The 22893-nt window shown below is 56.1% G+C and carries 13 protein-coding genes and 1 tRNA gene; 5 read left to right on the top strand and 9 right to left on the bottom strand.

The features are described from left to right. The 6 genes from VFU50_00060 to VFU50_00085 form a co-directional block, all read right to left on the bottom strand. Nucleotides 1–787, bottom strand: a 787-nt coding sequence (locus tag VFU50_00060) for a GDP-mannose 4,6-dehydratase (protein HEU5231220.1), incomplete at its 3' end; no start/stop codon positions are given. Beyond that, entirely contained in the window at nucleotides 784–1692 is a 909-nt protein-coding gene (locus VFU50_00065; protein ID HEU5231221.1) for a GDP-mannose 4,6-dehydratase, read from the bottom strand. The genes VFU50_00060 and VFU50_00065, both read right to left, overlap by 4 nt. Further along, nucleotides 1679–2974, bottom strand: coding sequence for a Wzz/FepE/Etk N-terminal domain-containing protein (locus VFU50_00070; protein ID HEU5231222.1), 1296 nt, complete (start codon nucleotides 2972–2974; stop codon nucleotides 1679–1681). Before VFU50_00070 ends, VFU50_00065 begins: the two co-directional genes overlap by 14 nt. A 43-nt stretch (nucleotides 2975–3017) precedes the next feature. After that, nucleotides 3018–5492 (bottom strand): SLBB domain-containing protein, encoded by a 2475-nt coding sequence (locus VFU50_00075; GenBank protein HEU5231223.1) that lies wholly within the window; start codon nucleotides 5490–5492, stop codon nucleotides 3018–3020. After that, nucleotides 5493–6152 carry a TetR/AcrR family transcriptional regulator gene (locus VFU50_00080; GenBank protein HEU5231224.1) on the bottom strand — a complete coding sequence of 220 codons (660 nt, stop codon included), beginning with the start codon at nucleotides 6150–6152 and terminating at the stop codon, nucleotides 5493–5495. Between the two features lie 7 nt (nucleotides 6153–6159). Further along, nucleotides 6160–6747, bottom strand: coding sequence for a UpxY family transcription antiterminator (locus VFU50_00085; protein ID HEU5231225.1), 588 nt, complete (start codon nucleotides 6745–6747; stop codon nucleotides 6160–6162). A gap of 416 nt (nucleotides 6748–7163) precedes the next feature. On the opposite strand from VFU50_00085, the gene VFU50_00090 reads away from it, so the two are divergent. Continuing rightward, nucleotides 7164–9599 carry a capsule assembly Wzi family protein gene (locus tag VFU50_00090; protein HEU5231226.1) on the top strand — a complete coding sequence of 812 codons (2436 nt, stop codon included), beginning with the start codon at nucleotides 7164–7166 and terminating at the stop codon, nucleotides 9597–9599. Between the two features lie 100 nt (nucleotides 9600–9699). Here VFU50_00090 and VFU50_00095 read toward each other — a convergent pair whose 3' ends face one another. Together VFU50_00095 and VFU50_00100 are read right to left on the bottom strand one after the other, a co-directional pair. Further along, complete coding sequence (locus VFU50_00095; GenBank protein HEU5231227.1) at nucleotides 9700–13761, bottom strand: carboxypeptidase-like regulatory domain-containing protein; 4062 nt, start codon at nucleotides 13759–13761, stop codon at nucleotides 9700–9702. A gap of 398 nt (nucleotides 13762–14159) precedes the next feature. Beyond that, a complete protein-coding gene (locus tag VFU50_00100) occupies nucleotides 14160–18227 on the bottom strand; it encodes a carboxypeptidase-like regulatory domain-containing protein (GenBank protein ID HEU5231228.1) in 4068 nt (1355 codons plus the stop codon). A gap of 358 nt (nucleotides 18228–18585) precedes the next feature. Between VFU50_00100 and asd the strand changes: the two genes are divergently transcribed. From asd to VFU50_00115, 3 genes are all read left to right on the top strand, one after another. Continuing rightward, complete coding sequence (gene asd / locus VFU50_00105) at nucleotides 18586–19638, top strand: aspartate-semialdehyde dehydrogenase (protein HEU5231229.1); 1053 nt, start codon at nucleotides 18586–18588, stop codon at nucleotides 19636–19638. Between the two features lie 213 nt (nucleotides 19639–19851). Next, on the top strand, nucleotides 19852–21225 hold the full coding sequence (gene lysC / locus VFU50_00110; GenBank protein ID HEU5231230.1) for a lysine-sensitive aspartokinase 3: 1374 nt from the start codon (nucleotides 19852–19854) through the stop codon (nucleotides 21223–21225). 91 nt (nucleotides 21226–21316) lie between these two features. Next, nucleotides 21317–22021: a dihydrodipicolinate reductase C-terminal domain-containing protein gene (locus tag VFU50_00115; protein HEU5231231.1), complete on the top strand. Its 705-nt coding sequence runs from the start codon at nucleotides 21317–21319 to the stop codon at nucleotides 22019–22021. A 34-nt stretch (nucleotides 22022–22055) separates the two neighbouring features. Here VFU50_00115 and VFU50_00120 read toward each other — a convergent pair whose 3' ends face one another. Beyond that, nucleotides 22056–22397 (bottom strand): type II toxin-antitoxin system PemK/MazF family toxin, encoded by a 342-nt coding sequence (locus tag VFU50_00120; GenBank protein ID HEU5231232.1) that lies wholly within the window; start codon nucleotides 22395–22397, stop codon nucleotides 22056–22058. Between the two features lie 386 nt (nucleotides 22398–22783). On the opposite strand from VFU50_00120, the gene VFU50_00125 reads away from it, so the two are divergent. Continuing rightward, nucleotides 22784–22872 (top strand) — tRNA-Leu (locus VFU50_00125). The last annotated feature ends 21 nt before the right edge of the window (nucleotides 22873–22893 follow it).

The raw sequence follows: 22893 nt of genomic DNA on the forward strand, positions 1-22893 counted from the left end.
CGAAGGCCAAGCGGCAGAACTCACGAACAGTTGTGGTGCGACCGGTGGCAATTACATAGTCTTCCGGTTCGGGTTGTTGCAGGATGCGCCACATGGCTTCAACGTAGTCGCCGGCGAATCCCCAGTCGCGCTTGGCTTCGAGGTTGCCGAGGCGGAGTTCCTTCTGCACCCCTTGCTTGATGCGCGCGACGCCGTCAGTGATTTTGCGCGTGACGAACTCGATGCCCCGCAGCGGTGACTCGTGGTTAAACAGAATGCCGCTGGAGGCGTGCATGCCGAAGCTTTCGCGATAGTTGACGGTCATCCAGTGGGCGTAGAGTTTGGCCACGCCGTAGGGGCTGCGCGGGTAGAACGGCGTCTGCTCGTTCTGGACCGGCTCCTGGATCTTGCCGAACATCTCGCTGGTACTGGCCTGGTAGTAGCGCGTCTTTGGATTGGTGAGGCGGATGGCTTCGAGCAGGTTTACGGCGCCGAGTCCGGTGACGTAGCCGGTTAGGACGGGCTGCATCCAGGAGGTGGCGACGAAACTTTGCGCGCCGAGGTTGTAAACCTCGTCCACAGGGAAGTGCGAGAGGCCGCGGATGAGCGATGACTGATCGGTGAGATCGCCCTCGACGAAGGTGACGTCGTCCTGCACGCCGAGATAGCGGAGGCGCCATGTGGTGTCGGACGAGCGGCGCGCCAGTAGTCCGTAAACTTTGTAGCCCTTCTCGAGCAGAAGCTTGGAGAGATAGGCTCCGTCTTGTCCGGTGACGCCTGTGATTAGTGCGGCTTTGGCATTATTCATGCGATTTGGTACTCCCAACTGTGAATAGTGTCTGCGAGCGTTTGCTCGATGGTGTATTTCGGTTGCCATCCGGTATGGCGGCGCAGCTTATTTGCATCGCCAACGACTCGGCGCTGCTCCGAGGGCCGGAATTTAGCCGGATTGCTGCGAATCTCAGCGTGAATCTCGGCTAGGCTCAGCATTTTTTCCAGCAGCGACCGGATCGAGCACTCGGTGCCGGAGCAGATGTTGTAGGTCTCGCCTGCGCGTCCTTCGCGCAGCAAAAGAAGATAGGCCTGCACCACGTCGCGGACATCGAGGAAGTCGCGGGTCACGTCGAGGTCGCCCACTTCAATGATTGCGGGCTTCGTTCCGTGTTTGATCTCGGCGATTTGTTTAGCGAATGCGGAGATCACAAAATCCTCGCGCTGGCCTGGTCCAATATGGTTGAACGGCCGAGCCACTATTGTTTCAAACCCGGCGGTCTCATTCCACTGGAAACACAGGGCTTCAGCAGCTACTTTGCTTACCGCGTATGGGCTGCGCGGTTTTGGCGGGAGCTCTTCCCTGACCGGCAGATCTCCGACGGATACTGCCCCATAGACGTCTCCGCTGCTGACGAGCAGGAGGCGCCCGGTGAAGCCGGTTTTCTTCAACGCGGCGAACAGATTGTAGGTGCCGAGGAAGTTGATCTCGAAGGTCTCCACCGGATTTTCAAACGAACGCGGCACGAATGTTTGGGCGGCGAGATGCAGCACGGCGTCGGGCTGGATGCGCGAGACGGCCTCAGTTACGGCGTGTGCGTCGCGCAGGTCCACCTCTTTGCCGGCAAGCGTCAGCGGGATGAAGCGTGTGGCTTGCTGGACGAATCCGCCGACGAATCCTGAGGCTCCTGTCAGCAGGAGCTTGCCGCTAAACTCGGTCAACTACAAGTCCTTTTCTGTCCTTCCACCTGAGGGTTTGGCGCAGGCGGGATATTTGGGTGGCGCGTTCGGGATCGAGTTGGACGCGGGCTACGGCTTCGCTTATCAGCGCGGAGACGCAGCCGATCATGAGTCCGCAGATGGCGCACAGGGCGATGATGAGCAGGCGCTTGGGGCTCGATTTGCGGTCGGGCTCGGTGGCCTGGTCTAGTACCTGGATTACGGCGGCTTCGCGCGATTCGTCGATCTTGGCGGCTTCGTACTGTTTGGCCAGCAGCTCGAAGATGGTCTCGTAGTACTTGACGTCGCGCAGCTTGCGGACGTACTCGAGGCCGGCGCTGGGAATTTTGCCGGTGCTGACGATTGGGTCGCCGTCTCCGCCGCTGGCTTGGCCTTCGAGTTTGTGGAGCTGGTCGCGGAGTCCGGCTACCTGTTGCTCGACGATGATGCGCTGCGGGTTTTGCTCGGTCGCGAACGAGCGCATGGCCTGGAGTTGCACTTCTTTGGCCGCGACCTGCGCGCGAAGGTTTCCGATGGCCTCGATGACGGCTTTGGCCTGGCTGTCGAGCTGGATCATGCCGGTCTTCTGCTGCGTTTCTTTGAGCGCGACTTCGGCGTTGCTGAGGTCTTCCTTGGCCTGCTGGACTTGCTGCTCGAAGAAGAGGCGTCGCTGCGAGGCTTCGCCGATGGCCAGATGCTGCGTGACTTTGCGGAGCTCTTCGACGTAGGCGTTGGCCATGGCGGCGGCGCGCTTGGGATCTTTATCTTCGACCGAGATGGAGATTAGCCCTTCTTTTTCGGCGACTATGTCGCTGTATCCGGAGAGGTCTTTGCGCGTGTCGGAAAGACGCTTATCGCGGTAGGCGCTCATCAGATTGAATTGCTGGATGAGCGCGTCCTGGATGCTGCGGCTCTTGAGGATGCCTATATAGATGTCGCTGGGATTCTTCAGGCCGAGGCTGCTGCCGGCTAATGCGGCTAGCGGTCCCATGCCTCCGCCGGCTAGCTGGTTGAGGATCATTGATGATGCGGACTGCGACTGCTGTGGCGGCAGAATCTTCGTCGTCGCCGTGTAGCGGTTCGGCAGCAGCAGCGAGACGATCGCGGCAAGCACCGCCGCACCGAGAGTGACAGCAGCGATCAGGCGCTTGCGCTTCGCTAGGACGATGAGGAGATCGAGCAGGTCGATTTCGTCGTCGACCGGCGCGGGCATTGGGCGCGGCTCGGCGATGCTCGTAGTGCGAGCCTCGTCGAGCAGTGGGTCGTGATGGAGTTGCGTTCCCATTATTAGTTACCGGCTTCTGGCTGCTGGCTTCCGGCTAAAGTTCTCATTTCAGCACGCTGATGGCTGCCGATCCTAATGCCAGTTGCGAAAAGATTTGCGTCCAGTCGCGGATCTGCAGCAGGCCGTTGCCGGTTTTGATCTTCTGCGGCATTACGATCGTATCTCCGGGCATCAGCTTGATCGATTCGAAGTTGCCGAAGAAGAGGCCGTGGTGCATCTGCTTGCTTTCGACTGAGCCGTCGGCACGCACGACGAACAGACGGCTCTTGTCGGCATCGCGAGTGCCGCCGCCGGCTTCGCTGAGGTAATCGTTGAGGCTGCGTCCGTCTTTGTAGATAAACGAATTCTGGTTGTAGACCGCGCCCAGCACTTCGACAGTCGCAGGTTTCGCCGGAATCGTGAGCTTGTCGCCGTCTTCGAGCGACAGCTCGGGCAAAGACGCGGCATTGTTGTCCCCCGGCTTAAGTCCCAAAACGATACGTCCGGTGGCTTGTGTCTCGCGCAGCTTTGCGAGCACGTTCTGTTGTGCCATGAGCTGCTGCTGGAATGCCATCTGTTCTTCCGGGCTGGCTTTGGCACTTTCTTGAGCCGCACGGTTGCGCAGTTGTTTGTCGAACTCGTCGCTCACGCGCTGGAGTTCCTTCTGCTGCGCGACCCGCGTGGACTCGCGGCGGAAGTCGGAGGCGAATAAATAAGCGTTTGGTGTTAGCCCGCCGGCGCGCTCGACCAGGTCACGAAGGTTCTCTCCGGGACCAACTCGATACACGCCTGCACGCTTTACCTCGCCTTCAAGCCAAACGAACTTCGTGCGCTTAGCGACGGGCACAGCAAGATCATTTTGGGAAAAGATGGTGATCACGTCGCCGGCAACGAGCTGAAGATCGTCGGGAGACTGGCAGTCGGAGATCGCATGTCCCAGATTGAAAGGCAGCAGATGCGCCGTGAGATCTTCATGGTTCAACCGCTGCACGACTGCATAATCCCAATTCACTTCGGCTGGATTGCGCAGGAATTGCGTGCGGCGTTCATCGGTACTGTTTGACCAGCTGATCGGAGTGAGTGCGAGCGAGTTCTGCCGCATCCAGTAATCACGCTTGATGATCGCATCACGCGAGGGAATCAAATCGCAGACGCGCATGCCTTCGCGCCACGGATAACGACCAGGCTGCGCTACGTTCCCGCGCAGCGTGACAGCGTTCTCGAATCGCGGCGAGACAGAGAAGACTCGCAACACATCGCCGTCGTGCAGTTCACGTGTGGTTCCGTTTTTGTCGAGAGCGAACTCTTCCACCTTGCGGGTGGTGCGGTTCTCGATGCGTTCCAAAACGGCACGGCTGCTATCCGCCGTGGTGTTCAGACCGCCGGCAATTTCCAGTTCTTCGGCAACGCTCGTCTTGTCCTTAATTTCGTAAATGGCCGGCATGTTCACGCTGCCTGCGATGGCGACTAGCTGTCCAACCGGCGGGATGTAGATCACGTCCCCGGGAAGCAGCGCGACGTCTTTCGATTTATCGCCGTTCAGCAGCAGGTCGTAAAGATCGAACTCGGAGACGACTTGATTCTTGCGCTTGAGTTGAATGTGGCGCATCGAGCCGGTTGCGTCTGGACCGCCTGAGGCGAACAGCGCGTTGACGAGCGTGCTCAATGAGCTGACCGTGTACGTGCCCGGATGCTTGGCTTGGCCGACAACGAAAACTTGAATGGAGCGTAGCTGACCCAGATTTACATTGAGGTCGAAGTTCTTGAAGATGCGCCCGACAGCGGTCTTGAGATACGGATTTACCTGCTCGTATTTCAAACCGGCAACCGTCACGCTGCCCACGCGCGGGAGGTAGATTTGTCCATTGCGATCGACGACGACGCGAGCGTCGAGATCGATCTGTCCCCATGCGCGAATGAGCAGTTCATCGCCAGGCCCGACGACGTAATCTGCCGGAACGGGAATGCGATCGACCGGAGCGAACGTGCTGGGCACGTTGTCGAAGAGATTGCGTCCGTAAATGGGAAGCCGTTGCCCGGTCGAGCTGTAAACAAACTTTTGAAATTCAGTTTGCGCTTCACGCGCCGGCTGCGAATTGCGGGGAGGGTACGTCAGCGAAAGGTCGAGAGGCTCGCTGGCGCTATTCGGAACTCCGTTCTCTTGTCCTTGTTGGAGATCGTCGTTGCGCTCGCCGGGAACCCGATAAGTGGGAATATTCTGCGTGTAGGTTCCGTAGTGACCGTTCTGATCAGCGCTGCGCGACGGATATCCCTGCGCCGATCGACGCCCGTATTGGGAAGCCTGATCCTGCGCCGAATCCTGGTCCTGCATAGACTGATCGTTCGCGTCCATGTCATCCGTCGAACCCGTGCTCTGCGAATTGATGGTGCAGTTTGGGCCATCGCACTGATTTGCGCTGCCGGAAGGAACACGCAGCGTTGTTTGTGCCGCGGCAAAACCGGTAAGGACTGCGGAGAGTACTAAGATTCGCTTCACAACCATATAAACGCCTTGCCTTGCTTCAAAGCTGGTTTGCATTTAGTCGCCAATTAGAGAGCCCGCGTCGCTGGCAACCGCTTGCGATTCCATCGAACTGCGCAGCATGTTGAGCCAGAAACTGGAGTATGCGGAACTGGCTTCAGTAGTGGTCGCAAACGGCAGCTCGCGTCCGACAAAGAGCTGATACAAGCTGGAGTGCGAAATCACGGTGCCAACAAATGCGAGCGTCGCAATGTGAGGATCGATACCGGCAATCGCGCCGCGTGCCGTGGCCCGCGTGAGATAGGCACTCACAGAATCGAAGATTCCGCCCAGATGTTTGCGATAGATTTCGTCGCTGCCTGGAAGTTCCAGAGCGGAGACGCACAGTAGACGCATCAGCTCGGGCTGCCCACAAATCAAATCGACCACAAATTGAAACAATTTGGGAAGAACTTCTGCAGGATCCTCGTCTCCCGCAAGCACGGCCTGCAGCTCGCGGCTGAGTTTAATCCGCGACAGGCGCGCCTCGAGCGCCGCCCAGAATAGTTCCTTTTTGGTTCCGTAATAACGAAAGAGAGTGGTTTCATTCACGTCGGCCAGGTGCGCAATCTCGCGCGTGCTGGTGCCGCTGAATCCATGGCGCGCGAACAACAGCACGGCCGCTTCGAGGATGCGTACTTCAATTACGCTTTTCTGCTGATTTCGGGGGACGAGCATCGAGCTTTCAGGCCAGTTTATGGCGGGCAAACGATGGAACGACGGCTTCGACATTGTCAGCATCCACCTCCACGGCGACGCTTTTCATGATCAGATCGAGAGAGAGCACAACGCGCAGCATTCCTTTTTTTCGCAACAGAATGCCTTCCATGCCTTCGAGCGTCCCGCTTTTGATCCGCACACGCTCACCCACTTTCAGATATGGATGTGGCTCACACTTGACGAAGGGCAGGGAAGAGCGCAGCGACTGAATATCTGCTTCAGGCAGCGGGACCGGCTTGCCGGCCGAGCTGACCAATGAGAGCACTCCGGGGACTTCGAGCACCCGCACCCGTTCCCGCACTGGGACACGTACAAAGACGTAGCTGGGGAAGAGCGGTAACTCGAGATTCATCTTGCAGCCGTTCTTCCAGAGGCGCTGTGTCTTATACAGCGGCAAAAACGCTTCGATGCTGCGCGTAGCGAAGTGCTCGGCGACGGCTTTCTCATGCCGCGTGGTCGTGTAGGCAGCGAACCACTGCGGGACGAGATGCAGCGCTTCGGAATTTTCACCGCCCGCTGTGGCCGTTCTAACGTTTTCGCCGATTTTGGACATAGCTTCGCTACCGTCACTTAGGACGTGCTTTTTGGAACTGCTGAAAAAATGGGTAAGGCTCAACCAAGGACTTCGCCGAACGCGGTTCGGCGGTGAGGGCCCAAGGTCGCCCCGGAAGATTAAAGAATTCTTAACGGAGCGAGTGCTTGCTGGTTATTTCTGACAAGCTGGAAAAAATGTAAGCTGCTGAAAGGTACACTGGCAAGCGAAAAGTGGCCTTTAAAGCTAAATGGATTATTACTTAAGGTATTCTGCCGGGGAACGTTCACCAATCTGGGAATTTAGATTCGAACAGGCGGAGAAGAACTGGTGCCGTGACGGTGCTAGCCGCCTGTGACACAGCGAGTGCTTACTCCGTTTCCTTATCTTCCTTTTTGCTACATGAGAAGGACAATTTGAATCAAGCTTGCAGAAAATTGAGCCGCTTCATTCGGCTTTCACGGGTTGCAATTTGCGCTCTGTTGATTGCGGCTACGGCAGCCGCGCAATCGCAAACAGCCGATCCGAGTTCGACTGCCGAAAACGAGAATACGGCAACGAACGCCATTGCCGGGGCTGGCAAGTCTTCCAAACCCAGCGGTCACGGCAGTGTTGCGGATGATGCAAAAAAGACATTCGAGGGATTCGCTTCCGACCAGAAGCGCATCTGGACTGCTCCGGCGCACCTGAAGATCTCCGACGCCGAATGGCTGGTGCCTACTGCGGGAATTGCTACTGGTCTGTTCATGACAGATCCGACTACCTCGCGCGAGTTGACCCGCAACAGCCACGTGGATGCGGCGGCAAAATTCTCCGATCTCGGTCTGGGCCTCTTCGTCGCGACCTCAGGCACGATGTATCTTGCCGGGCGGCATCTCAACGATGACCATCTTCGCGAATCGGGACTTCTCTCTGCAGAAGCTGCCGCCGACACGTTCGTCGTCACGGACGCGCTCAAATACAGTTTGCGTCGCGAGCGTCCCGATGTGGATCGCGGCCAGGGAGCATTTTTTCAATCCGGTGGCACTTCATTTCCGTCAGGACATGCCAGCACGTCTTTCGCGATTGCGACTGTGATCGCGCACGAGTATCCCGGAGCGTTTAGCCAATTTGCCAGCTACGGATTGGCTACGGCGGTCAGCCTGGCTCGCGTGGGTGGGCAAAAACACTTCCCATCTGATGTTTTTATCGGCGGCACACTCGGATATCTGATTGGCCGCAGCGTTTATAAGAACCATCACGATCCCGACGTGGACTACGGGACGTTCGAGCGCGCGTCGCTGCCGATACCGGCCGAGCGCATGAGTTCGACTTATATCGAACTGGATAGCTGGATTTATCCAGCGGTCGAGCAACTCGCGGCACTGAACGTGATCGATTCCACCTTCGCCGGCATTCGCCCGTGGACCCGCATGGCAGTGTATTCGATGGTCTCGCGCGCCGAGGAGCCGCCGGAGGGTACCGAGGCCAGCATTATTCTGAATGCCCTGCGCTCGGAGTTCCATCGTGAGGCTGAGCTGCGTGGAGGGCAGCCGAATAAGGCGATCTCCATCGATCGCGTGTACACACGCACGCAGTACATTTCCGGACCGCCATTGAACGATGGGTTCCACTTTGGGCAGACCATCGTCGACGACTTCGGCCGACCATTTGGGGAAGGTCTGCAGCAGATCACCGGATTCGAGAGCCGCGCGGAAGCAGGCCGTTTCTCGTTCTTTGTCCGGGGTGAGTATCAGCACGCGCCGTCGGTTCCTGGTTACAGCGCGCAGGTGAATCAGACGCTGGCCAGCATTGACGTGATTCCCGGCGAATCATTTAACGGTGTGCCGGAGCAGAATGTCTTTCGGCTGCTGGATACTTATGCTTCCTTCAATCTGTTGAGCAACGAAATTTCAGTCGGCAAACAGACGTACTGGTGGGGACCCGACGACAGCACTTCGCTCATGCTGAGCAATAATGCGGCGCCGTTTTACGGTATCCGGCTGAATCGCACGTTCCCGCTATACATTCCCCTATTTTCGAGGCTATTTGGAACCATTCGCTACGACAACTTCTTTGGGCGTCTGTACGGAAACCAATATCCGCCGGATCCATTCACCTTCGGACAGAAGATCATTCTGCAACCGACGAAGAATCTGGAAATCGGTTTTTCACGCAGCTCAATCTTTGCGGGAAAGGGACTCGAACCGCTGACGCTTGGCACTCTCTGGAAAACCGCCACCAGCGCGAGCAGTGGCACGAATACGGGATTCAATCCGCGCTTCACACCGGGCACACGTCACGCCAACTTCGATATCCGCTATCGCCTGCCATTTCTGCGGAATTGGGTGACGGCGTACATCGATTCGTTCGTTCACGACGACGTATCGCCGGCGGACGCTCCTAATCGCGCTGCTCTTATGCCCGGCATCTATGTGAGCCACTTCCCAAAACTTTCAAATCTCGACCTTCACTTTGAGGGTGGGACGACTGACACGTTTCCTGCTGACCGCGCGGAAGGCGGAAATTTCTACTACTATGAAAGCCTTTATCGGGACAGTTACACCATCGAACGCAATCTGCTGGGCTCATGGATCGGTCGCGAAGGCACTGGCGGCAAAGCTTGGGTGAATTACTGGCTGAATCCCGCGAGCAGCATTACGGCAGGTTTTCGAATGGTGAAGGTTTCTCAGTTCTTCATTCCACAAGGGGAAACCCAGCAGGACGCTTACGCTGCATTCAAGTATCGCTGGCAGAACGGCCTCGACCTGGAATTCATGATGCAGCACGAGCGCTGGGTAGCGCCCCTGCTGGCGTCAGGCCCGCAAAGCAACTTCACGACACAGGTACAGCTATCGTTCTGGCCTAAAGACTGGAAGCTGCAGAAGCACTGATCGTGCATGAAGAATTCGCACAGAAAAAGCCGGTATCGAAGATGTTCGATACCGGCTGATAAACAGGAGTTCGAAGCGTTCAGGTTCTCGAAAGTTATGGCTAGAAGTTCACGCGCAGCCCGAACTCCATCTGCCGCGGAGTGTTGAACTGCCCCGCCACCGTTCCAAAGGTGGACGAACTGCTTGCGTCCAGGTTTCCGGTTCCGGTGAAGTATCCGTTTGGATCCTCCGGTTGCATGTGGTTCAGGACATTCGTGAAGATGGTCGAGAACTCAACAGAGAAACGCTCAGAAACTCTGAAGTTCTTGCGCAAGCTCATGTCGAGGTTCCAATATGGGAATCCGCGGAAGATCCCATATCCGCCATTCTTGGAATCCAGTCCCAAAATAGGCATGCGAATCTTGCTCCATGCTGCTGCCGGATCACCGAAGAAGTTCAATCCCTTCCCTGAAGTTCCGATCCCATTGCATGAAGCCTTGTTCGATCCAGTGCAGACGTTGTAATGCAGCGAGCCGGTGCTCTGGCCAAGCGAGCCGTTCAGAATGCCGGTTTCGTTGCTGAAGAAGTTGACGGAATCGCCTTCGCCAAATGCTTCGCCGCCGCCGTTCGTGGTGTAAACCTGCATGGGCTCACCGCTGCCGGCTGCGAAGATTGGAGCGAACGTCCAACCACCTAGCACGTGGCCGAGGAAGCCAGACTGGTTTCTATAGAACGGAGGCTGATAGACGAAGAAGACGTTGTAGACGAATTTGCGATCGAACGGCTGCACGCCATACATTGCCGGTATATTGAAGGCATCGTCGGCGGTGTACTCGCTCGTTGCCTGGTAGACCGCGCCGGTTCCCAGCGCCTTCGACCACGTGAAGTTCTGTTGCATCGTCAATCCGTGCCACTGGTTCATGCGCAAAGTAACGAATCCGGCGTTGTAATTACCGTAGCCGACACTGGCGTTGATGCCAACACCAGAGGTCAACTGTCCGTTAGCGCCGCAGGGCGTGGGATCTGAGGACCCGGGACACGGTGCGGTTCCCGCCAGCGGCGTATTCAACATACTGCGTGGAAAGTTGAACCCACCGTTGTCCAGATCGCTGTACAGATCCCAGACATTTTGACCTTCAAAGCCGCTGAGTTCGCTATCCACAACCGCCGCTGTGCAGCTCGAGTATCCAGAGCAGAATCCGGGCTTCATCGCCGCTTCGAAAAACGCCTGCTTGGGAAGGCTGTTGATAAAGCTGGTGTATGCGGGATTGAGCGAACCATCGGTGAGCTTCTTGGCTGGAACGTTCGAACCGCATGCATCTATAGAAACGTTGCATTTCAATGCGACTTCAACGCCTGCATAGGCTTTCGCGAAGCTCTGTCCGCCGAGCGTCATCATGTACGGCACGGCATTGATATTGATCGGCAGATACTCGTGTGTGATCTTCCGGCCAATGTAGCCGAGTTCCATGATGAACTTCTGGGAAAGTTGTCGCTGGATGGTGAGTGTAAACGTATCGGTGACGTTGGGCCGGAAGTTCGGATCGAGTCCTTCTCCCGCACCAGCGGATTGGGCGTTAATTCCCGGAAAATCCGGTTGTACGAGTGTCTGCGAGGGAGCCGGACCTAGCGGCGCGGAGTTGCCGTCAACCCCAATGCGAAACGCATTCGCGGGATTCGACCCACTGCTGCCGGCACATGTGCCCCCAATTATTGGTCCAATGCACTGTACAGGCTGGATCAAGCCGGTACCGAGCAATGGCACGAGGACGAGATCAACACCGTTGAGACGACCATAGATGCGTCCATATCCGCCACGAATCACTGTGGCATCCCCACCGAATAGATGCCCGAACATACCGCTGGAGTCGAAGTGAGGGTTCCACGCCACCGCCACTCGAGGACTCCACTCCCCGTAGTAGGGGTTGTAAGGATACTTTGGATGACCTGCAGTGTTTCCCAATAAAGCGAAACCTACAGTCGGGTTGTAGACCTGCCCCTGCAAAGCTGCATCCGAGCGCGCTTTTATGTAAGCCTCTGTATCAATGGGCTTACCGCTGGCATCTACGACTTCAATCTGTTTCCCATTCTTCTCGACCGGCGGCAGTTCGAGCGTCCAGCCTAGACCATAAGTCACAGTCAGATTCGGTTTGATGTGCCAGGCGTCGGCTCCGTAAAAGTTATAGAACGGAATCGTGCTTTGGTCGAATGCGTGGGTGTTTGGTGGATTCAGCGTCAGATTCGATCCGCTGCGAGTGTATGCGGTCTGGGCGATGGAGACTATGCCAAGCACCGCTGCGTAGTCGCGTCCAAAATTCGTTGCTTGCGACGAGGTCAAGCAGTTAGGTTGAGGCGTTGAGGTCGGGCAAGGTGGCGGAAGAACAGTTGACATGTCGATTCCCGCTCCTGAACTCGAAGCGAGCCCGAGCTGGTAAACCGGCTGATAGTTGATACCGCCGCCGTTGTCACTGCGCTGGTGGAAGTCATAGTTGTGCTGATACGTCCCACCGAACTGGATGAGATGGTTGCCGTGCAACCAAGTGACGTCATCGCGGAACATGTGATCGAGGCCGTCCCAGAAGCGAGTACGCACATCTTGGGTATCCACGTTGTAAGGAGAGAGGACGTTTGTTCCGGATTCGCCGAACGGCTCGAGTGCTCCGCCAAGTTGCGAGAACTGAGGCGTGTCTTCCTTGTCCGACCATGACCAGTAGTTGCGCAGGAAGCTGTAATGGAAGTCATTCGTGATGTTCGAGCTGATGTTCGTAGTTAAAGCGGCAACGTAGTACCACGGCTGCTGCGGTCTACTGGAAACCGACGCTGGAACTCCGAGCTGATCGCCTTGAAAGAAACCGCCTATATCGATCTGAGAGGTGCTCGCACGAGTCAACTTGTAATAACGATAGCTGCTCATGAGGTGCCACTTGGAGCCGAAGTCATGATCTAACCGGGCAACAAAGAAATTGTCTCTCTGGGGAAGGGCGACATTGCCTTTAAATCCCTGGACGTTCGTTCCATCGCAACGGCTCAGAGTGCAACCGGGGTCATTAGCCGCCGGAACATACTTGCTCCACATTTGCGAAATCAGTGGATTAATCCCGATACCGCGAGGGTCAAGGGCGGGATCCTTTAAGTCGTAGTTTGTTCCGTTAAACGACAAAATTCCATTCCGCATGTTCGCGCTCGGAACGGCTCGCTCATAGGTCTGCGAGTTCGGCCAGCGGAAGCCCTGATAGTTGCCAAACAGATAGGTCTTGCCGCCCAGAAAGTCCGGAAGCACCGGGCCACCTGCAGCTACCCCAAAACGGCTGTAGTGATAGTCGGGAATAGGCGTGTGAGTGAAATTGTTCTGCCAGGTGTTTGCGTTGAAGTTGTTATCAAGATAGTACTCGTAGGCAGTCCCGTGGAACCTGTTTGTCCCGCGCTTGGTCACAACGGCAACTTGAGCGCCTGAAGAGCTGTTGAAGTCGGCTGTCTGATTGGCAGTGTTGACTTTGAATTCCTCGACGCTGTCCGCCGGCGTCGGCATCACGCCCGTTGGCTGTAGCCCATCGCCAATTCCGCCGGTAGGATCGCCGGCAAATGTCGGCGTATAGACGCTCATGCTGCCGTCCATGTCGTTGGTGTTGTTGCCGCCGTCGAGTTGGAAGCTGCTGTTGTCAACGGCTGTTCCAGCGACGGAGCCGTCTGGGCTTACTGCGGGTTGGAGTGTAGCGAACGTGCTGACGTCTCGTCCTAAACTGGGCAACGATGAGAGCGCGATTGTTGACACTGTGTTACCGACGGTTGCATTCAGAGTTTGCAACTCGGTTCCGGTGGTCTCGACAGTGATTTCCTGCGTTACTGAACCCACTGTGAGCTTTATGTCCTCGGTTAACGCGCTTGCCAGCTGAACTGTCTGGTTTGGAATTATGGCAGTCTGAAAGCCCTGCTTCGTCACTCTGATGTCGTATGTTCCCGAATTTACGTGCGGGAACGCATAGTGGCCAGCGCTGTTGCTCGTAGTCTTGATCTCTGCATTGGTGGATTTGTCGATCAACGAGACCGTAGCGTCCGGAACGACTGCGCCCTGCTGGTCGGTGACAGTTCCGATCACTGTTCCAGTCGAAACGGCTTGACTGAAGACCATTGCGCCGGTCAGCAGGAGAAGCATGAACGCGAGACCATTCGCAACCGCCTTCATTGACTTTAAGTTGTGGGTTTTGTTTAGAAGCCTTGGGGTGGAGTCACAGCACTTCCGTGCCACAGAGGATGTGTGACACGGCGTCGTTTGCCCTATCATTCGTCCCTCCAGAATTGTCAACGTCAAAAAGACGCTGATTAAAAATCCAGACGACTTATGAAAACGAGGCACATGGCCGCGGTGGCGGCTCGCGTCAGCAAGGAGCCGACTTCTTATTAGGCCGCGCAGCTTACCACATGACTGTGAATCTTGTCAGGGATAAAATGCGGGAAAAACGGGATAGATAGCGTAAAGATTTGGATGGAAAGCATAAGAATTGATTATTCAGTTTTGGGTATTTTGAACAGGAAAAAGCCGGTATCGAGGGACTCGATACCGGCTCATTGGGCCGATTTTGGCTAGAAGCTGACTCTCAACCCGAACTCCATTTGCCGTGGGTTGTTACCTTGAGAGGTAAGAACCCCAAATGCGCTCGGAGTTTGCAAGTCGAGCAAGGGATCGAAGAACTGGTTGTGGTTAAGGACGTTCGTGAATACAACCTGGAAATCGCTGCTTACGCGTTCTGTGAGCCTGAAGCGCTTCTTCACGCTCAGGTCCATGTTCCAGTAAGGCAAGCCGCGGAATGATCCAGCCCCTCCGGCCCGCTTATCGATACCCAGAATGGGAGAACGAACCTGACTATAAATTGCGACAGGATCGGCAAACATGTTCAGAGCTGCATTGCCGCTTCCCGCCGTTGCTGTTCCCACGTTGGTACCGAACGAATCGGCGCCTCCATTGACGTTTTGGTGCACTGAATTGCTGGGGCTCGATTTACCGGTGAAGAGACAGTTTTCAGTATCGTTGAAATCAACGTTGTCACCGGCACCGAAACCTTGAGCACCAGACCCGCCCTGGAAGTCGGCTCCAGTCAGCGTGTTGCAGAATAACGGCTCGCCACTCCCTGCGGTAAAGATGGTCGCAAGATTCCATCCTCCAAGAAGGTGGCCGATCACTCCCGACTGGTTCTTGAAGAACGGAGGTTGGTAAACCACGAAGGTGTTGTAAACGAACTTGCGATCAAATCCCTGTACTCCATACATTTTGTCAATGTCGAAGGGGTCATCGACCGTATAGGCACTAGTCGCTTGAACGAATGCTCCGGTACCCAGTGCTTTGCTGTAAGTGAAGTTTTGTTGAAGCGTGAGTCCACGCCAGTCATTCATACGGAGCGAAACAAATCCAGCATGGTAGTTGCCATGGCCGATGCTCGCGTTGACGCCCACACCACTGCTAAGTTGTCCCTGTCCGCCTGTTGCGACTGACGGGCAGTTCAGCATGCTGCATGCAAAGTTGAATCCAGGATTTGTGGTGGGGGTGACCGCGCCGGTAACTGGATCGACTACTGGCGTGCCTCCGTTGATTCCACCCTGGTCCAAGGCAGACCACAGATCCCAGACTGCCTGACTTTGGAAATTGCTGAATTGCTTGTTGACAACAGCCGCAGTGCAATTCGCGAATCCGTTGCAATATCCAGTCCCCGACAGTGCGGCCTCGAAGAACGGCTGGGTTGCGACGGTCGGCACGCCGGCCGCGCCGCAAGCGCCGGCTGAGACATTGCATTTCATCGCCGTCTCGACATTCGCGTATGCCTGAGCGAAGCTCTGTCCGCCCAGGGTCATCATGTAGGGCACAGCGTTGATGTTGACGGGCTGATATTCATGATTGATCAGGCGCCCGATGTATCCCAACTCCATAGTCACACGGTTCGAGAGTTGACGTTGAATTGTCACGTCAAACGAGTCCACCACGTTCGGACGGAAATTCGGATCCAGAGATTCGCCAGCGCCGGCAGCAACATCGTTGATACCCGGAAAATCCGGCTGCGGCAGAGTTGGTGAGGCGCTGGCTAACGGAGCCGTGTTGCCATCGATTCCAATTCGGAATGCAGTACTCGCGTCATATGGCCCTGAACACGTGCCATTTCTGTTCGGAGTCTTGCACTGAACAGGTTGAATCAGACCGGTTCCCAACAGTGGTACCAGAACGAGATCAACGCCATTCAGCCGACCATAGATTCGTCCATAACCCGCGCGAAGAACACTCTTGTCTTCACCAAAAATCTTGCCCATCCAACTATCACCGAAGTGTGGATTCCAGGCGACTGCCAGGCGCGGACTGAACTCGCCATAGAACGGGTTGTACGGATACTTAGGCGAGTTTGCCGTGTTCCCGATGAGAGCGAAGCCGACCGTCGGATTGTAGACTTGCCCTTGCAAAGCAGCACGTTCGCGGGACGCCAGATATGACTCTAAGTCGAGTGGTTGATTACTCGAGTCAACGAGCATTACCTGTTTGCCATCCTGCTCAGTTGGCGGCATTTCAAGGGTCCAGCCCAGACCATAGTTGAGGGTGAGAGAGGGTTTGATATGCCAGCTATCACTAAAGTAGACGTTGTAATAAGGAATCGTGCTTCTATCAGACGCAGGCGTAAGTGGCGGATTCAACGCCAGATTGGCGCCAGACCGCGTGTACGCAATCTGTGAGTCGGTTACGATTCCCAGAGCTGCGGCCGCAAGTCGGTTGAATGCCGTTGTGGCGGGCCCGATGTCCGGACCACCATTCGAGTCTCCAAGCTGATACACGGGGTAGTAGTTGATCCCACCTCCATTGTCCGTGCGCTGGTGATAGTTCCAATTGCGTTGATATTGGCCGCCGAAGGTGAACAGGTGATTCCCATGCAACATAGTGACGTCATCGCGTAGGAAGTAATCGTGTCCGTCCCAAAATCTGGTGCGGGTGTTTTGAGTGTTTACGTTGTAAGGAGCCAACACGTTGTAATGCTGTTCTCCCAACGGCTCCAGGGCTCCGCCCAAACCGGCGAACTGTACCGGATCGCCCTGCGAAGACCACGACCAGAAATTTCGCAGATAACTGAAGTGGAAATCATTGGTCGTGGTGCTGGTGAGGTTGGTGGTGAGTCCGGCAACGTAGTACCAAGGCTGCTGGGGACGATTCGTGTTGGAAGTCGGGACGCCCAGTTTGTCGCCAGGGAAAAATCCGCCGATGTCATATTGATCAGCGGTTGCTCGCGTCAATTTGTAAATGCGGTAGCTCGTGTTGAAGTGCAATTTTGAGCTGAAGTCATGGTCAAGGCGAACGACTCCGAAGTTGTCGTTCTGCGGCAGCGCCATGTTTGCCTTGAACCCTTGAGTATTAAACCCGTCACAGCGGCTGCCTAGCAATGGCCCGCTGATGGGTGCGCCGGTGCACTTGGGATCGTTCGGCAGTGGCATGTACTTGCTCCACAACTGCTGAATGGTGGGATTGAGTCCGATGCCGCGCGGGTCGATTGTTTTTAGATCATATTGAATACCGGTATCGGCATCCGTGATCAATCCCGCCCTCAGCGCAGCCGTGGGAACAGGGCGTTCGATGGTGATGAAATTGGGCCATCGAAATCCCTGATAGTTCCCAAACATGTAGGTCTTGCCGCCGAGGATCTCTTTAGGAATAATCGGGCCGCCTAAAGCTGCGCCGAACCGACTGTAGTGATAGCCAGGAATCGGCGTTCCGGAAAGATTGTTGTCCCAGGTGTTCGCATTCCAGTTGTTATCAAGGTAGTACTCGTATACCGTGCCGTGAACAGTATTGGTTCCGCGTTTCGTCACCACCTGCACTTGTGCGCCTGAGGAATTGTTGAAATCGGCAGTTTGATTTGCTGTATTGACCTTGAATTCTTCCACGCTGTCTGCAGGAGTCGGCATCACGCCCGTTGGAGTTCCAACACCGGTGAGTTGGCTGGCGATGCCGCCGGTTGGATCGCCTCCGAAGCTCGGCGTATAGACATTCATGCTACCGTCCATGTCGTTAGTGTTGTTCCCGCCGTCGAGTTGGAAACTGGCTTGATCGACGACCGTCCCAGCCACGCTGCCATCCGGACCTACTCCAGGCTGCAACGTCACGAACGTACTTACATCGCGACCTAAGCTCGGCAGAGAATCAAGCGCGACGCCGCTCACGGTATTGCCGACCGTGGCATTCATCGTCTGAAGTTCAGTGCCGGTAGTCTCTACCGTGACCTCCTGTGTTACTGCTCCGAGGGGAAGCGTCACATCTTCGGTGAGCGACTTGCCCACTTCAACTCTCTGATCGCGGACAAGGCCGGTTTGGAAACCCTGCTTTGTAATCTTGATGTCATAGAGGCCAGGATTTACGTTCGCGAAAGCGTAATGTCCGGCACTGTTGGTCGTTGTCTTTGATGTTGAGTTGGTACTCTTCTCGGTGAGCAGTACATCGGCTGACGGCACCACGGCGCCTTGCGGGTCAGTAACCGTCCCGATGATTGCGCCTGTTGCTCCCGTTTGAGAGAAACTGCTGGGAGCAGCAAATCCGAGCACTACGATGAAAGCAAGGAGTTGAGCGAGGGTTGTAAGTGTCCAATTAACTGTTGGCTTTTCTGCGTAGCTACGGCTGTTGCGTGCCACAGAGGATGTGTGACACCGCATTTCTTGCCCAATCATTCGTCCCTCCAGAAATTTTCAACGCCAGAAGACGCTGACTAAGAATCCAGACGACTATGAAAGCGAGCACTTCGCCGCGCCGTGGCGGCTCGCGTCAGTGGAGACGCGACTTCTTATTAGGCCGCGCAGCGTAGCATGGGCAAATCATCGTTGTCAGGGCCTGAACGAATATTGAGGGGACGAATACCGTAATAATGGTGACGAACCGGAGAAAAATGAATGAGTCCCTGTCCGGCATTGCCCGCGCTCGCCTTTTCAGCGTCCGAAGGGGCTTCGTGGTGAAATCACCACCTGTTCTGCTACTGTAGAAAATTAATCAGAAATGCCGAATAAGATCCCTATAGGAGTCCTGGGCGCGACCGGCATGGTCGGTCAGCGCTTCGTGCAGTTGCTTGAGCACCATCCGTGGTTTGAGGTCGCGTGGCTCGCGGCTTCCGAGCGTTCATCAGGCTTGCCATATGCGGAGGCCGCGCGCTGGAAGCTGAACACGCCCATCCCCGAGAAGGTGGCCAAAATGCGTGTGTCAGATGCCACCCCAGACGGAGCGCCCAAGGTGATCTTTGCTGCCCTGGATGCAGGCATCGCAAAAGAGCTTGAGCCGAAGTTCGCCGAAGCTGGCCATGCGGTGATCACGAACTCCAGTGCCTTCCGCATGCATGAAGACGTGCCACTGGTGATTCCCGAAGTGAATGGCGATCACCTCAAGCTGATCGAGAAGCAGCCTACGCGCAAGCGCAATGGCGGATTCATCGCCACGAATCCCAACTGTTCGGCAATCGGCTTGGTCATGGCACTCGCACCACTCCATCGCAAATTCGGGATCGAAGCTGTGTTCGTCGCCACCATGCAGGCTGTCAGCGGCGCGGGATATCCGGGCGTGGCCTCGCTCGACATCCTCGGCAACGTGATCCCGTTCATCTCGAAAGAAGAAGAGAAACTCGAAGCCGAAACCAAGAAGCTGCTTGGCGATCTTCACAATGGATCGGTCAAGGCAGCCGGATTCAAAATCAGTGCGCAATGCAATCGCGTGGCTGTGGAAGATGGACACACGGAATCGGTTTCCATCAAGCTGAAGAAAGCTGCCGAAGAGCAGGAGATCCTAGAGGCGTGGTCGGATTTCCGGTCGCGTCCGCAGGAAATTTCACTGCCCACTGCTCCGCAGCAACCGGTGATTTACAACAGCGGCACCGATCGTCCACAGCCGCGGCTCGACGTGAATCGTGGAAACGGCATGAGTGCTGTAGTGGGACGGCTTCGTCCATGCAGCCTGCTCGACTGGAAGTTCACCGTGCTCTCGCACAACACTATCCGCGGCGCCGCCGGCGCAGCCCTGCTGAATGCCGAACTGCTCAGGCACGATGGGTATCTCGACTAGCCGGATTTGAACACGGAGGGCACGGAGGACACAGAGGGGTAAAAAGACAAAAGCTCGAAAACAAAGTAGGGCTAGGATTCAAAAACAGACACGTTGTCATCCCGGAGCCTTATTGAGCAACTTCCCGCAGTTTCAGGTTAAACGAAGCCGGCTATCGTCTACGGATCACCTCAGCGTCCTCCGTGACCTCCGTGTTCGATCCTGGGTTTCGCAATGATCGTCATGAAATTCGGCGGGACCTCGGTGGAGGATTCCGCCGCGATTGATCGCGCTGCGAAGATCGTTGCCGAACGACGCGAGCGTGCACCCGCCATCGTGGTCAGCGCCATGTCGAAGGTCACCGATCAGCTTCTCGCTGCAGGCCGCGCGGCCGGCGAAGGCGATCGTGAAAAAGCGCTACAGCTTTCGCGCGGACTGCGCGAGCGGCATTACTCGACTGCGGGCGAACTTCTCGGCAGTGCCGTTTTTACCCAGTTCCATTCTGAGCTCGAAAGCGACTTCGATGCGCTCGACGAACTGCTGCGCGGTATCGCTGCTGTCGGCGAGCTCACCCCTCGCACTACGGATTTGATCGCTTCGTTCGGCGAACGCATCTCCAGCCGCATGGTGACGGCGGCATTTCTCCGCCGCGACCTGCCGGCTGCGCACGTCGATTCGCGCCAGTGCGTGGTCACCGATTCGAATCACACCAAAGCTGTTCCTCTATTTCCCGAAATTGATGTGCGCCTCGCCCATCATGTCCGCCCCTTGCTTGACCGCAAACAGATTCCCATAATGGGAGGTTTTATCGGCAGTACGCGCGAAGGTGTCACCACGACTCTAGGGCGAGGAGGCTCCGACTTCACCGCTGCCATCGTGGGCGCTGGACTCGATGCTCAGTCGATCGAAATCTGGACCGATGTCGATGGCATGATGACCACCGACCCGCGCATCTGCCCCGACGCGCACCGTATCCGTACCATCAGCTTCGAGGAAGCTGCCGAACTGGCTTACTTCGGGGCGAAAGTTCTTCATCCAGCCACGCTGCTTCCTGCCGTGCAGAAAGACATTCCCGTTTTTGTACTCAACTCGCGTAATCCCACCTGCGAAGGCACGCGAATCACGGCCCGCGCACCGCAATGCCGCAATTACTTCAAAGCGATCGCGGCCAAGCGACGGATCACCATCGTCGACGTGGTCGCCACGCGAATGCTCATGGCCCACGGCTTCCTGAAAAACATCTTCGAAGTCTTCGACCATCATCGATGCCCGGTGGACATGGTTTCGACTTCGGAGGTGAGCATCTCGCTAACGGTCGATTCCACTGAAGCCATCCCAGCGATTGCAGCCGACCTCGAGAAGCTCGCGGATGTGAAGTACGAAGGACGCAAAGCGATCGTCTGTCTGGTTGGGGAGAACATTCGCGGCACTCGCGGGATCGCAGCCAAAGTTTTTGGCGCGCTTCCGGAGACTAACGTGCGTATGATTTCCCAGGGCGCGTCGGAGATTAACATCAGTTTCGTGATTGAAGAAGACGATGTGGAGGAGACCGTCCGCACGCTGCACAAAGTATTCTTCGCTAATCCCGATCCTGGGGTATTTGCTTAATTCGTTTTCACCACGGAGACACGGAGCCACAGAGAGAATCTTTTCGTTTGCCATTCTGAGAAACTCCGTGTCTCCGTGACTCCGTGGTGAAATGATTCTCAAGAGCGGAATGAATCTACTCCTGCTAGGTCATGGAAAAACCGGAGCGTTGGTGGAGGAGGTTGCGCGACAGCGTGAACACTCCGTTCGTGTGCTCACGTCCAAGGAGAACCCGCACGCCAGCGGGTTGGGAGTGGATCATCTGCACGGTGTCGATGCTCTGATCGATTTCACCACGCCGGAAGCGGTCATCGAAAACATCGAAGCCTGCATTCACGCTCGCAAGCCGATCGTCGTCGGCACCACGGGCTGGTATCAGCACATTCCGCGCATGGAAGAGCAGACCCGCAAAGAACAAGCGGCGGTCCTCTACGGTTCGAACTTCTCCATCGGAGTGAACGTCTTCTTCGAGATCGCCGCCGCTGCGGCTGCGTCCTGTTCGCAAGGATATGTGCCTACCATCGTCGAACGCCATCACGTCCATAAGAAAGATGCACCCTCAGGCACAGCGGTCTCGATCCAGCGAATCTTTTCCGATGTAGCCCACATTGAGCCCGAAATCACCTCGGTGCGCGAAGGCGAAACCGTGGGAACTCACGTAATCCTGCTCGATTCCCCCAATGACACCATGATGCTGGTGCACGATGCAAAGAACCGTCGCGGCTTCGCCGACGGCGCTGTCCGCGCTGCCGAATGGCTCGTCGGCAAGACTGGGTTCTATGAGTTCAGGAAGATCTATCGGCAGCTGCCGGCATAAGCCGCTGATTTCCGTAATGGAAAATGACCCGGGATCAACGAATTCCCAGCAGGACAGCTAGATATTGGCGGGCTTTGGTGAGAAGGTTGTTCTCAGCTTTAGACTGAAACACTGCCCTGCGTGCTGCCCAGTCGAGGCTCTTGATCTGATCGATTAAGGCTGCACCTTCCACATTGTCTAACGTAACGGGAAGTGCAAAAGGGTATGGCTTGCGTTGGCTTCTCAAAGGACAAATGATGGCCAGCCCGCTCGCCCTGTTGTAACGCTTGTCGGTGAGGACCAGACCGGGACGACGCTTCGCCTGCTCGTGTCCAACTTGCGGATCGAAATCGATACTGACGATATCTCCCGCATCGGGAACATATTCGCCTACCACTCAATCCTCTCGCGCCCCACCTCGGGACCAGAGTTCATGTCTGTGTAGCGGTTTTCAGGAGTGATCTGCCTTACGAGATCCTCCAGGCGTAATCGTTTGCTTTTGCTGGCTCGCCGTAGCTGGATACGCCCTTCACTAGCTTCTATTTCAACGTAATCTCCTTCGCTGATTCGAGCTTCGGCCGTGATCGGCTTCGGAATACGTATGGCCAAACTATTGCCCCATCTCACCATTTGCGCTTTCATTTGGACGCTCCCAGTGTATATACAAAGTATATACCCGAAAATCCTGACACTCAATCAGCAGAATTCTCCGAGAGTTTCGATATCGATCTGTTGTGGTAGCCGTTGAAGTGCATCGTGCTAACCTGTTTCTGTCCCTCCCGCGCCGGGATGGCGGAACTGGCAGACGCAGCGGACTCAAAATCCGCCGAGGTTTACCCCTCGTGGGGGTTCGACCCCCCCTCCCGGCACCATGCGTTTTGCAGTCGCGGATC

Source organism: Terriglobales bacterium (assembly GCA_035764005.1).
In the GTDB taxonomy this organism is placed as follows: Bacteria; Acidobacteriota; Terriglobia; order Terriglobales; family Acidobacteriaceae; genus Gp1-AA112.

What these genes read in the sequence shown, in the direction of transcription:
- VFU50_00070 (HEU5231222.1), bottom strand. Translation starts at nt 2,974, where the DNA reads ATGGGAACGCAACTCCATCACGACCCACTGCTCGACGAGGCTCGCACT.
- VFU50_00075 (HEU5231223.1), bottom strand. Translation starts at nt 5,492, where the DNA reads ATGCAAACCAGCTTTGAAGCAAGGCAAGGCGTTTATATGGTTGTGAAG.
- VFU50_00080 (HEU5231224.1), bottom strand. Translation starts at nt 6,152, where the DNA reads ATGCTCGTCCCCCGAAATCAGCAGAAAAGCGTAATTGAAGTACGCATC.
- VFU50_00085 (HEU5231225.1), bottom strand. Translation starts at nt 6,747, where the DNA reads ATGTCCAAAATCGGCGAAAACGTTAGAACGGCCACAGCGGGCGGTGAA.
- VFU50_00095 (HEU5231227.1), bottom strand. Translation starts at nt 13,761, where the DNA reads ATGAAGGCGGTTGCGAATGGTCTCGCGTTCATGCTTCTCCTGCTGACC.
- asd (HEU5231229.1), top strand. Translation starts at nt 18,586, where the DNA reads ATGCCGAATAAGATCCCTATAGGAGTCCTGGGCGCGACCGGCATGGTC.
- lysC (HEU5231230.1), top strand. Translation starts at nt 19,852, where the DNA reads ATGATCGTCATGAAATTCGGCGGGACCTCGGTGGAGGATTCCGCCGCG.
- VFU50_00115 (HEU5231231.1), top strand. Translation starts at nt 21,317, where the DNA reads ATGATTCTCAAGAGCGGAATGAATCTACTCCTGCTAGGTCATGGAAAA.